At 62.1% G+C, this 12,037-nt stretch carries 11 protein-coding genes; 1 reads left to right on the forward strand and 10 read right to left on the reverse strand.

The window, feature by feature from the left end:
• Nucleotides 1-124: 124 nt before the first annotated feature.
• The 8 genes from atpD to hfq form a co-directional block, all read right to left on the reverse strand.
• Nucleotides 125-1,567: a F0F1 ATP synthase subunit beta gene (gene atpD / locus VFU66_RS03845; protein ID WP_326444915.1), complete on the reverse strand. Its 1,443-nt coding sequence runs from the start codon at nucleotides 1,565-1,567 to the stop codon at nucleotides 125-127.
• A 15-nt stretch (nucleotides 1,568-1,582) separates the two neighbouring features.
• The gene (locus VFU66_RS03850; protein WP_326444916.1) at nucleotides 1,583-2,674 is read right to left on the reverse strand and encodes a F0F1 ATP synthase subunit gamma; all 1,092 of its coding nucleotides are present in this window, start codon (nucleotides 2,672-2,674) and stop codon (nucleotides 1,583-1,585) included.
• Nucleotides 2,675-2,677: 3 nt separating this feature from the next.
• Complete coding sequence (atpA, locus tag VFU66_RS03855) at nucleotides 2,678-4,222, reverse strand: F0F1 ATP synthase subunit alpha (RefSeq protein ID WP_326444917.1); 1,545 nt, start codon at nucleotides 4,220-4,222, stop codon at nucleotides 2,678-2,680.
• A gap of 58 nt (nucleotides 4,223-4,280) precedes the next feature.
• On the reverse strand, nucleotides 4,281-4,820 hold the full coding sequence (gene atpH / locus VFU66_RS03860; RefSeq protein WP_326444918.1) for an ATP synthase F1 subunit delta: 540 nt from the start codon (nucleotides 4,818-4,820) through the stop codon (nucleotides 4,281-4,283).
• Nucleotides 4,820-5,548, reverse strand: a complete 729-nt coding sequence (locus VFU66_RS03865; protein ID WP_326444919.1) for a F0F1 ATP synthase subunit B — start codon at nucleotides 5,546-5,548, stop codon at nucleotides 4,820-4,822. Before VFU66_RS03865 ends, atpH begins: the two co-directional genes overlap by 1 nt.
• Nucleotides 5,545-6,012 (reverse strand): F0F1 ATP synthase subunit B, encoded by a 468-nt coding sequence (locus VFU66_RS03870; protein WP_326444920.1) that lies wholly within the window; start codon nucleotides 6,010-6,012, stop codon nucleotides 5,545-5,547. The genes VFU66_RS03865 and VFU66_RS03870 overlap by 4 nt, the downstream gene beginning before the upstream one ends.
• A 372-nt stretch (nucleotides 6,013-6,384) precedes the next feature.
• On the reverse strand, nucleotides 6,385-7,833 hold the full coding sequence (gene hflX, locus VFU66_RS03875; protein WP_326444921.1) for a GTPase HflX: 1,449 nt from the start codon (nucleotides 7,831-7,833) through the stop codon (nucleotides 6,385-6,387).
• 31 nt (nucleotides 7,834-7,864) lie between these two features.
• Entirely contained in the window at nucleotides 7,865-8,182 is a 318-nt protein-coding gene (gene hfq, locus VFU66_RS03880; RefSeq protein WP_326444922.1) for an RNA chaperone Hfq, read from the reverse strand.
• Nucleotides 8,183-8,487: 305 nt separating this feature from the next.
• On the opposite strand from hfq, the gene VFU66_RS03885 reads away from it, so the two are divergent.
• Nucleotides 8,488-9,615 carry a DegT/DnrJ/EryC1/StrS family aminotransferase gene (locus VFU66_RS03885; RefSeq protein WP_326444923.1) on the forward strand — a complete coding sequence of 376 codons (1,128 nt, stop codon included), beginning with the start codon at nucleotides 8,488-8,490 and terminating at the stop codon, nucleotides 9,613-9,615.
• 22 nt (nucleotides 9,616-9,637) lie between these two features.
• On the opposite strand, the gene VFU66_RS03890 is transcribed toward VFU66_RS03885, so the two are convergent.
• Together VFU66_RS03890 and VFU66_RS03895 are read right to left on the reverse strand one after the other, a co-directional pair.
• Entirely contained in the window at nucleotides 9,638-10,747 is a 1,110-nt protein-coding gene (locus tag VFU66_RS03890) for an SH3 domain-containing protein (RefSeq protein ID WP_326444924.1), read from the reverse strand.
• A 154-nt stretch (nucleotides 10,748-10,901) separates the two neighbouring features.
• Nucleotides 10,902-12,029, reverse strand: a complete 1,128-nt coding sequence (locus tag VFU66_RS03895; RefSeq protein WP_326444925.1) for a lactonase family protein — start codon at nucleotides 12,027-12,029, stop codon at nucleotides 10,902-10,904.
• Nucleotides 12,030-12,037: the final 8 nt, after the last annotated feature.

A 12,037-nucleotide genomic window follows, 5' to 3' on the forward strand; every position in this document is an offset into this window, starting at 1 on the left:
ATCTGCCATTTAGCTTCTAGCTTCTAGCCCTTAGCCAAGGGCTGAGTGTATAAGATCCCGATCCATTCCATCTGCGGCCGCAGCACTCAAGCTAAAAGCTAAAGGCTAGCGGCTAAAAGCTGTTCTAAGCCGTCTGCTTCATCTTCTCTGCCGCGGCAATCACATCGTCGATGCCGCCCTTCAGATAGAACGCCTGCTCCGGAATCTCGTCGTGCTTGCCTTCGATGATCTCCCGGAAGCTGCGAATCGTATCCTCAACCTTGACGTAAGCGCCAGGAATCCCGGTAAAGATCTCGGCCACGTGGAACGGCTGCGAAAGGAACCGCTGCACCTTGCGCGCCCGCGCAACCGTGACCTTGTCCTCTTCCGAAAGCTCGTCGATACCAAGAATCGCAATGATGTCCTGCAGATCTTTATACCGCTGCAGAATCTTCTTCACGCCCTGCGCCACGTCATAGTGCTCCTGTCCAACCACACGCGGCGAAAGAATCCGCGAAGTGGAAGCCAGCGGATCGACCGCCGGATAAATCCCCAGCTCCGACAGCGGCCGCGAGAGCGAAGTCGTTGCATCGAGGTGAGCAAACGTCGTCGCCGGCGCCGGATCGGTAAAGTCGTCAGCAGGAACGTAGACGGCCTGAATCGAGGTAATCGAACCCCTCTTGGTCGAAGTAATCCGCTCCTGCAACTCGCCCATCTCCGTCGCCAGGTTTGGCTGGTAGCCCACAGCCGAAGGCATGCGACCCAGCAGCGTCGAAACCTCGGAGCCCGCCTGCGTAAACCGGAAGATATTGTCGATAAACAGCAGCGTATCCGCGCCCTCGTTATCGCGGAAGTACTCCGCAACAGTGAGGCCCGTCAGCGCCACGCGAAGACGTGCACCTGGCGGCTCGGTCATCTGTCCATACACCAGCGTCGCCTTGCTCTTCGGCAGGTCCTTCAAGTCGATAACGCCCGACTCCTGAAACTCGTGCCACAGGTCGTTGCCTTCGCGCGTGCGTTCGCCTACACCTGCGAATACGGAGAAGCCGCCGTGCTTCGAGGCGACGTTGTTGATCAGCTCCTGAATGACGACGGTCTTGCCTACGCCCGCGCCGCCGAAGAGGCCAATCTTGCCGCCCTTGAGGAACGGCAGGATGAGATCGACGACCTTGATGCCGGTCTCGAACATCTCTTCCGAGGTCGATTGCTCGTCGAACGCCGGAGCCTGACGGTGGATCGGCATCCGCAGTTTCGCGTTCACCGGGCCAAGTTCATCGACCGGTTCGCCGAGCACGTTCAGCACGCGGCCCAGCGTCTCGCGCCCTACCGGCACCGAGATGCCCGCGCCGGTATCGATGGCCTTCATGCCGCGCACCATGCCCTCGGTGGCCACCATGGCGATGCAGCGCACGCGCCCTTCGCCAAGATGCTGCTGCACCTCGACGACGACGTCGAGCGGATCCGGCACATCGAAGCCGTCGCTGACGATCCTGAGCGCCTGGAAGATGGGCGGCATCTTCGCTTCTTCAAACTGAACGTCAACGGCCGGTCCGCTGATCGAAATCACTTTTCCAATGTTCTCTGCCATAAGTCTCTTTCGTAATTACAAAGCGGCCGCGCCGCTCACAATTTCAATAATCTCTTTCGTAATCGCCGCCTGGCGCACACGGTTCATGGTGAGCGAAAGTGCGTCGATCATCTCGCCTGCGTTGTTGGTGGCCGAATCCATCGCGGTCATGCGCGCGGCGTGTTCGGCGGCCACGCTTTCGAGCAACGCGTGGAAGATCTGCGTCGTCACATAGCGCGGCATCAGGTGGCGGAAGAGCCGCTCCGGGTCCGCGCCGAAGATGTAGTCCACCTCGGAGGTGCCGAACTTCTTCGCCTCGGCGTCGATCTCGGATGACTCAGGCTCATTTACGCTGACGCCCGAGGTCTGGGCCGCGCGCGCCGCCGCTTCAATCTGCTCGTCGGTCATCTCTTCGGCGGCCGTAATCTCGTGCGAGCCGAGTTTGCGAATGGGCAGCAGTTTTTCAACGACGACGCGCTGCGAGATGACTGACTTGAACTCGTTGTAGACCAGATAGACCGCGTCGATCTCTGAATCCGTATAACGCTCGACGATCGAGCGGCTGACTTCGGCAACCTCGTCGAAGCCGATCTTCTGGAGCAGGCCCGAGTGGTCGCCAGTCACTTCGATAGGCTCGGCACGGTGACGGATATTTTCGATGTGGGTCGCCAGGTCGTTGTCGTAGTGCTCTTCTTTTCGCTCGTAGACTGCGGCCGGATAACGCTTGCGGAATATGTCGCGGGCCTTGCGTCCGATTGGCTCGATGTCGATGTTCTGGCCCTGCCCGCGGCGCTCGTTGATGAAGCTCTGCGCAGCTTTGACGATGTTCGAGTTGAACGCACCGGCGAAACCTTTGTCGCCCGCGACCACGACGACGAGCACGTTCTTCTCTTCACGCTCGACCAGCAGCGGATGCATCACGTCGCCGGTCGTGTTGTTGAACAGGTCCGTGCGGCGCACCAGCGACTCCAGCACGCTGGTCAGCATCTGCGCATAGGGCCGCGCCTGGAGCGCGCGCTCCTGCGCACGGCGCAGTTTGGCCGCCGACACCATCTTCATGGCCTTCGTGATCTGCCGCGTGTTCTTCACACTGCGGATGCGACGCCGTAAGTCGAGTACGTTTGCCATGGTTTACTGAGCAACCGCCTCTTTCTTGTCCTTGCGATCGGCCAGGAAACCGGCCTTGTAGTCCTTGATCGCCGAGGTCAGGCGCGCCTTGATGTCGTCGTCGAGCGCCTTCTTGGTGGCGATGTCGGTGAGGATGGTGGGTGCGGTGGATTCGAGGTACGGATAGAAGCCGTCCTCGAAGGCGCGCAGATCCTTGACCTCAACGTCGTCGAGCAGCCCGTTGACGCCTGCGAAGAGAATCGCCACCTGCTTTTCGGCGGTGAGCGGATGGAACTGCGGCTGCTTCAGCAGCTCCGTCAAGCGCGCGCCGCGATTCAACTGCTGCTGCGTCACTTTATCGAGGTCGGAGCCGAACTGCGCAAAGGCAGCGAGTTCGCGGTACTGAGCGAGGTCGAGCTTCAGCGTTGAGCCGACCTGCTTGGTCGCCTTGATGGCCGCCGAGAAGCCCACGCGCGAGACCGAGAGACCAACGTTCACGGCAGGCCGCACACCGGAGTTGAACAGATCGGTTTCGAGGAAGATCTGGCCGTCGGTGATCGAGATGACATTGGTGGGGATGTACGCCGAAACGTCTCCCGCCTGTGTCTCGATGATGGGCAACGCGGTCAGCGAGCCGCCGCCGAGCTTGTCCGAGACCTTGGAGGACCGCTCCAGCAGGCGCGAGTGGAGATAGAAGACGTCGCCCGGATATGCCTCGCGTCCCGGCGGACGGCGCAGCAGGAGCGAAATCTCGCGGTAGCTGGCAGCGTGCTTCGAGAGGTCGTCATAGATGACCAGCGCATGCTTGCCGTTGTCGCGGAAGTACTCGCCCATCGCGGTCGCGGCAAAGGGAGCGAGATACTGCATCGGAGCAGGTTCGGAGGCGGTCGCCGCAACAACGATGGTGTAGGCCATCGCACCGTACTCTTCGAGCGTCTGCACGACCTGCGCAACGGAGGAACGCTTCTGTCCGACGGCGCAGTAGATGCAGATCAGGTTGTTCTTGGCAGAGTTGATGATGGTGTCGAGCGCGATGGCCGTCTTGCCAGTCTGGCGGTCGCCGATGATCAGTTCGCGCTGTCCGCGGCCGATGGGAATCATCGTGTCGATGGCCTTGATGCCGGTCGCCATGGGCTCACGCACTGATTGGCGGTCGATCACGCCGGGAGCGAGCCGCTCGACCGGCAGATAGGTGTCGGTGTTGATCGGCCCCTTATCGTCGATAGGCTGACCCAGCGCGTTGACGACGCGGCCAATCAGGGCCTCGCCAACGGGCACGGACATGATGCGGCCGGTGCGCTTGACCTGGTCGCCTTCCTTGAGTTCGGTGTAGTCGCCCAGCAGCACCGCGCCGACCTGCTCTTCTTCGAGGTTCATCGCCAGCCCGGCCACGCCGTGGGGGAACTCGATGAGTTCGCCGGCCATGACCTTGTCGAGGCCGTGTACGCGGGCGATACCGTCGCCCAGCGAGATGACCGTGCCGACCTCGTCCACCTGAATGCGCTGCTCGTAGTTCTCAATCTCGTCGCGCAGCAGCGCCGTTATCTCATCCGCCTTGATCTGTGCCATGTCTTCCTTCTACTCGTCTCTGTCTTGAACTTTTTCCGGCTGCGCCCACCCGAGAATCTTACGCGCTCACAAGCCTCTTTTTCAGTTGCTGCAACTGCGCCCGGATGGAGCCGTCGTATACGGTCGAGCCGATCCGCACCACCGCGCCGCCCAGCAGAGCGGCATCCTGCCGATAGGTCGTTCGGACGCGGCCGCCTGCCAACTTTTCCACCTGCGACTCCAACTCGGCGCGGTCCTCGGCGTTCAGGTCGTGCGCGCTGGTAATCTCGGCCTCGACCAGACCCGACTGCTCATCAGCAACCGCATGATACTCCGCCAGCATGTCGCTTAGCTCGGCCAGCCGCTGGTGGTCGATGACAACAGCCAGAAAATTCCGCGCTTCGGTCGCCATCTCCAACCGCCGCGCAATCGCGTCGAGCACCTTGAGCTTCTGCGTGCGGGGAATCGAGGGGTTCATCAACACCTCGCGCAGGTCGTCGCTCCCGGCAAGGGTGGCATTGAAGTCGCCAAGCTGCCGCTCAACGGCGGCGGCGTCCAGCCGGTGCGACTGGACGACATCGGCAAATGCATGGGCATATCGCAACGCAAGGACTGACATTAGTTATGCCCTTCCTTTGCGTCCGTACCCGTGAGCCGCCGGGCAAAGTTCTGCACCAGCAGGCGGTCGGTCTCCGCGGTCACGACCAGCTTCTTGGCCGCCTGGTCAATTGCCAGATCAGCGGCATACTGCTGTATCTCGCGCCGCGCCTGCACCGTGGCCGAAGCGATCTCCTGCTCGGCCGCATCCAGAATCTTCCGCTTCTCGTCCTCGACCGCCGCTTTGATGCGCTGCTCGTCGAGTACGGCATCCTTTTCCGCCTGTGACCGCATGGCGGCAATCTGTCCATCGAGCTTCGCCAGCCGCTCCTCGACGCTGCTCAGCCGCGCGCTCGCCTCCGCAGTCGCCGTGCGCGCATCGACCAGATGCTTCTGGATCGCCGAGCTGCGGTCGCGGAACATCTTCGGCAGAGTCTTCAGCAGCACCCAGCCCACGCCGATGACCAGCAGGGCAAAGTTGAACAGCGAAAAGGCCGTTGCGGCCTGCTCCGCATTCAAGCCGAGCTTCGCCCCAAGAAACCGCACCATGGCCGAGTGCCGATAGGCTTCGTTCTCGTTCTCTTCCTGCTTATTCTTGTCGGGAGACTGCGCCTCGGGCGTGCTCCTGTCTCCGCTATCGACGCTGGTGGCGGTTGCCGGGGCCTGCGCCCTCACCTGCGGAACAGAGACAAACATTGCTCCGGCCATCACCAGCACGGGCAAAAGTCGTTTGATGCGAAGAAGACTCACTGCGCCACCTCCGTTGCCACCGGCTCGGCAGGCAGCACGGCTCCGAGCACCAGAGAGCTCAGCTCGCCGCTGACGCTTTCAATCTTCGCGCGGGCATCGGCGGCGCTCCGCTCGATTTCCTGCCGCGCACCCTGAATACGTCGCTGCGCCTCGGACCGGACTTCGGCCAGCGCAGCTTCTCTCTCTTCATTCCATCGCTTGCGCCGCTGCTCGCGGGCCTCGAAGATCTCCCGCTTGGCCTGACGCAGCTTCTCTTCATAAGCCGAGGTCTCCGCCTCGGCGGTAGCCATTGCGCCACGCGCCTGCTCGACTGCGCCCTGCGTCCTGGCCCGCCGTTCGGCCAGCACACGCTCCAAGGGTCGCTTCACCAGCACGCCATAGGCTGCTGTCAGCAGCACAAAAAGAACCATGGTCGGCACAGAGCCGAGCACAAGTTCGCCGAGTTGATGCAGTATCTCGTCCATGAATGGGGTGGCCGAAGCCGTTCAGATAGTCCTCTAGCCAACGTTTCACACGAGCATACATCTTAGTGAAACGTCCGCGCGTATGTCTGGCTTGAAGTTTGCGGTACGTCTAGTTTTAGCAAAGCGTTTGCGAACGTGTCAAACCTCGATAATTCGATTATCGAACGGGTGAATCGATCTCCGAACGTCCCTGCTTCCCCCTCCGCGAGTCCCATTGATCTGCGCCTTTCGGCCCTGTCTGCCTGCGACTTTCATTGACTTTCGCAGGAAATCGGCTACAATAGATACACCACCCGGACCCTAATTTCTGGGTCACATAGGCTGCGTGATCGGGGACACCACCTCCGCTCCCCCTCAGGCGGCCTATGCTACTTAAGGACGCTTCTTCACCGCCGAACGCTCCTCAACGCCACGCTCCCGAAAGCTCCGAAACCGGTCCAGCAGCGACGCCGCTCCGCGCACCCGCACATACGCCAGGTTCCCCGCGAACCGCTTCTCCAGCACCACCGCTCCGGCCTCAAGCGCCGCCATCACCCTGCCCTCCGACTGCGGCAGCCGGAAGGTCGCCTCGGCCAGCGGGTCCCTGACCAGCGCGGCATCAATCGCGGCCAGCAGCTCGTCTAACCCCTGCCGTTTCAGTCCAGAGACGGCCACGGTCCCCGGTCTGATCTTCAGCGTCCCTTCGGGGACGAGGTCGATCTTATTCAACACTTCAATGATAGGCTTTCCGGCCGCGTCCAGTTCGCTCAGAACACGCTCGACCTGCGCCTTCTGCTCGTCCATCATTGGGCTTGAGGCGTCGCGCACGTGCAGGAGCAACTCGGCACGTTCGACCTCTTCGAGCGTCGCGCGAAAGCTCGTTACCAGCGTATGGGGCAGGTTCCGGATGAAACCGACCGTGTCCGACAGCAGCACCTTGCGACGCGAAGGCAGCGTCAGTTGACGGAGCTTCGGGTCGAGCGTGGCGAACATCTTTGATGACTCGAGCACCCCAGCCTCGGTCAGGGCGTTGAACAGCGTGCTCTTGCCCGCATTGGTGTAGCCCACCAGCGTGACCACCGGGACCGGCACGGCCTCGCGCCGCTGCCGCTGCTGGCGCCGAACCCGTCGCACCGACTCCAGTTGCCCCTTAACATGGTCGATGCGGAGGTTGATCTTCCGCCGGTCAGTCTCCAACTGCGTCTCGCCCGGGCCCCGGGTACCGATGCCGCCGCCCAACTGGCTCATCGCCTTGCCGCGTCCGGCGAGGCGTGGCAACTGATACTGTAGTTGCGCCAGCTCGACCTGCAACTGGCCCTCGCGCGTCCGCGCGTGGCGGGCGAAGATGTCCAGAATTAATTGTGTGCGGTCGATGACGCGGCAGGGGAGTCTCGCCTCCAGGTTGCGCAACTGGGAGGGGGTCAGGTCGTGGTCGAAGAGCACAAGGTCGGCATCGGTTGAAGCCGCGACGCCTTCAATCTCGTCCAGTTTGCCTTGACCCACCAGTGTGGCCGCATCGGGCCGAGCGCGGCGCTGCACCAGCGTGGCCGCAACCTCCGCTCCGGCGCTGCGGGCAAGCTCCTCGAACTCCGCCAGCGAAGCCTCGAAGTCGAGGTCAGCCTCATGAGACCGTGCGACGGAACTCTCGTGATTCGCGCCCGCTGACACTTCGGCAGCGCGGCGCGCCTGCCGAACAGCCGCAGTCAGCTTGCGGCGTTCGCCGGTAAACTCCACCGCGACCAACACGGCACGCTCCCGGCGAAAACGGTCAGCCTCTCGCCTGCGCGCAGCAGAAGACACCTCCGCCTGTGCCGCAACCAGACCAGGTCGTTGTCCGGGCATCGGCGGTCTCCGGTGGTTTTCTGCCAACTCGTTAGTGACCCTGCGTTCCCGTAGCTTCCTGCGTCGCAACGCCAGCCGAGGCAGCCACAGGGTGGCTCATGCCGATCCGTGTATCCTGACGCGGTTCCGCGTGGACTCCCGCGCGTCCGCTCACCACGGTCGAGATCGCATGTTTGAAGATCAACTGTTCCTGGCTGTTGTTCTCCAACAGCACGGAATACTTGTCGAACGACCGGATCTTTCCCGTCAGCTTCACTCCGCTGACCAGATAGATCGTGATCGGACTCTTGTCTTTTCTGACTGTGTTGAGAAAAGTGTCCTGAATGTTCTGTGCCGGCTTTGAATCCATGGCGCCGATCTCCTTGATTTGTAATGTCCTTCAAAATAAAAAGGTCTTGCCGTACCCCATCCACTTCACAGCAGTCTCAGTCCGCAAAACCGCAGGATTGGAAGCCAAGACTGTCAACAATACGACCATCTACTTGATTTAGCAACTTCCCGATCTTATCGCAGTCTGCCCGGGTATGCGTTGCACTCATGGTTAGACGTAGCCAAATGGCATTGGACGCAAAATTGCCCGCTGCTCGTCTCCGTCCCGACATCCTACGATATACCATTCAAGACGTGCCTGTCCGCGTAGCCGAACCCGTTCCCATGCTTGACTTCAGCCGCCAGTTCCAGTCCATCCGCGGCGAGCTGCTTCATGCCATCGAATCGGTCTGCGAATCGCAGCAGTTCATCCTCGGCCCGCAGGTTGCCGCCTTCGAGCGCGCCGCCGCTGCTGCCTGCAACGCGCCGCACGCCATCGGCTGCGGCAGCGGAACGGACGCCATCTGGCTTGCGCTGGCCGCCGCCAACGTCGGCCCGGGCGATGTCGTCATCACTTCGCCCTTCACGTTTTTCGCCTCGGTCAGCGCGATTCTTCGCGCCGGGGCGAAGCCGTTGCTGGCCGACATCGACCCTGCGACCTTTAACCTCTCCGCACGAGCGGTGGAAACGCTCCTCCAGTCGCCCGCGGGCGCAAACGTCAGGGCGATCCTGCCTGTCCATCTCTACGGCCAGTGCGCCGACTGGGATGCCTTTATCGCGCTCAAACGCCGCTACAATCTGCTGCTCATAGAAGATGCTGCTCAGGCCTTTGGAGCGACCTGGAACGACACGCCAGCAGGCGCGCTCGGCGATGCGGCCGCTTTCAGCTTTTACCCCACCAAAAATCTGAGCGCCATGGGCGATGCCGGACTCGTCACTACACTTACGCCCACCATCGACGCCCACGCGCGCGTGCTCCGGGCCCACGGCATGAAGCGCCGCTACTACCACGACGAGATCGGATGGAACTCGCGGCTGGACTCCATTCAGGCCGCAGTTCTCGAAGTGAAGCTCCGCTATCTTCCCCACTGGAACCAGCAGCGCCGCCTGATTGCCGCACGCTATGACAGCCTCTTCCGCCGCGCGGGCCTTGCCGCCGCCAATACGGCAGAAGGCATCGTACTGCCCTTCACTGATCCGCGCGCCACGCATGTCTTCCATCAATATGTGATTCGTGCCCCGCGACGCGATCAGCTTCACCAGTTCCTCACCGACCGCCGCATCGGCAGCGAGATCTACTACCCGGTGCCGCTCCACCTGCAAACCAGTCTGGCCGGGCTCGGCTATCGGCAGGGAGATTTCCCGGAGAGCGAGCGCGCCGCCGACGAGGTGCTCGCCCTGCCCATCTTCCCTGAACTCCGCGAAGATGAGCAGCAGACCGTCGTCGAAGCGGTAGCTGCCTTCTACGCCTGAAGGCCTTGCGCAATCGGGATGATTATCGTCGCTTGCGTATTTTGGCTGGTTTCTTCTGAACCGGGGTCGGATGCGCCTCTGCCGGAGCGGTGGTGCCCGGCGGCAGAACCCGGCGCACGAGGTTGCCCTCCAGCCGGAAGGTCTTGACGAGGGTCTGGCCCGGAACGATGTATCCGGTCGTTGGGTCCGGGACGACTGGCGCGGCATCCGCCGACAAAACACGGTAGCTGAACGTCGGCGCGGGGGCGCTCGAGTCCGGCGTCTTGCCGTTGGGGTCGGCGGCCATCTTGATCGTGACCGGCAGGTAGCCTTCGATGTTTTTGTCGCGGTATGAAGTCTCGTAGCGGTGTTTCTTGATGTTCCAGATAAAGACGCGCGACTGGTCGAAGTCATACGGCAGACCGGCCTCATACGGCGAAGTCACAGTCAGGTACTCGGGGATGTTCTTGTTGTCGCCGGGAGCGTCGGGGTCGTTCACCGTCGTGAGCACATAAGCCCCAACTACGCGCTGGCCTTCGGAGTAGCGGACGATGGCCTCAGGCACATCCACGTTCATAATCCTGCTGAGCATCCAGCCGGTCTCGCCGCGCTGGTCGCGCACCAGCCACCAGTCTTCCATGGCAGGCTTGGCGGGCTCTGCCTTTTTGGCGTCTGCCGCAGGCTGCATCCACGAGGGGATGGGCCGGGGCAGCGTCGCGCGCTTCAACAACTGGAGCTTGTCGCCTTCCTGCAGGCGGTAAAACCGCTCGGCCTCGCGCCCTGGCGTGATATGCAGATACACGTCGTCGCTGACAACACCGGTTGCGACGGTCGGGTCGTTTTTGTGTTGCGCTGCCAGAGCGCCAAACTGATCGTAGACCTGCTGCGTGGCTACGATCTTCTCGTCGATCCAGCCCTGCTCACCTTTGTCCGTCTGAACGCGCAGGAAGCGGCGTCCGTGTTCGAGCACCTTCAGCTTCTCGCCGTTCTCGACGGTCGCCGTGCGGTTCGAGACCGCCGCCACGCGGTCGCGGAGATAAGTCTGCTTCGCCGTCACATACACGTACTCGGCCGGCGCGCGGCGATGGAAGCGCGAGCAGCCGCTCGTCGCCCAGACCACGCAGAGAAGCACAACCGCCGCACAGCGAGGCAAGCGTCCGCGTCGCCCAATGTTGTCAGAACCGAACTGCCGGAAGAAAGAAGCGATGGCCCGAAATCTCCGCTTTACATGACTTGTCACATCACTATCGTAATGGCGACGCGACCGGACTGCGCAATGTCCTGTGCATGTAGGACGCAACCGCGCGCTAATGGGTCAACGCAACGGCAACCGGATTGGACGGAGCGGTATCTGTTGAGGCACTGGTCAGCGAATCGAGTCTGCCCGGCGTGGTCGCGTCGAATCCGTACATCGTCAGATCGGGAGTGCCTCCGTTGGCTGCCGCAAGCAGGTATTTGCCGCTCGAATCGATGCCCAGCGACGTCACCTGCAACCCGCTCTTGTAGGGCGAACCGGCAAGCGGAGTCAGCAGGCCGCCCGCTCCGATGGCGTAACCCGAGATCGTCGAATCGCCGCGGTTGGCCGCGTAAACATCAGTGCCCGCCTTATTGAGCACGACGGAGTACGTCTGCGTTCCGGCAGCGAAGGGAGAGCCTGTCACGGGCGTCAGCTTTCCGCCCGTGCCAATGGAGTAGACCGCCACCCCAGGCCCGACGCCGCTTCTCGCAACGTACAGATATGCCGAGTTGCTGTCGATCGCCAGCGCGTTATCGCTGGTTGGAGTATTGAACGTGAGCGACTGGCTCCACGTCGCCACTCCGGTCGTGGAATTGAACGTAAACACCGCGTCTCCCGCCGTACCGAGTGCGGCAAAGACCAGCGCGCCGTTGGGCGAGACCCGCACCATGCGCGGCACCCACGCGCCCGTGGTCACTGGATATTGCGGATTGCCCACCGCGGCCAAACCTCCGGTCGAGGTATTGATGGCATAGACATCGAGCACCTGCTGGAAGCCGTCGAGCCCGAAGAGCCACTTGCCGTCCGGCGACACATCCAGCGACACCACGGTGGCACTCGCAACCGTGCTGCCGTTTGTGGGGACCGTGAGCGAACCGTTCGCATTCATCGCATAGACGTTGATGCTCAACGGCCCGGCAACATACAGAAAGCTGTTCGAGGGCGTCACCGCCATCGCCACCGGCGTATAGCCCAGCGGGAGGGGCGAGTTGGCGACCTTTGTCAGTTTGCCTGCACCGATGGAGAAACCGCTGATCGAGCTGCGATTGGCGTTTGCGACGTAGACGTAGTTTCCGGTCGATCCGCCTCCACCGCCTCCTCCATTGACTGGCGGAAAGAAGCCGGTGCATCCGGCCAGGAACGGCAGCGTCGCGACGGCCATGACTCTCGCCCACATCTTCGCTACGCGCCACGGCATCGACATAC

Source organism: Edaphobacter sp. (genome assembly GCF_035763405.1).
Lineage (GTDB): Bacteria > Acidobacteriota > Terriglobia > Terriglobales > Acidobacteriaceae > Edaphobacter.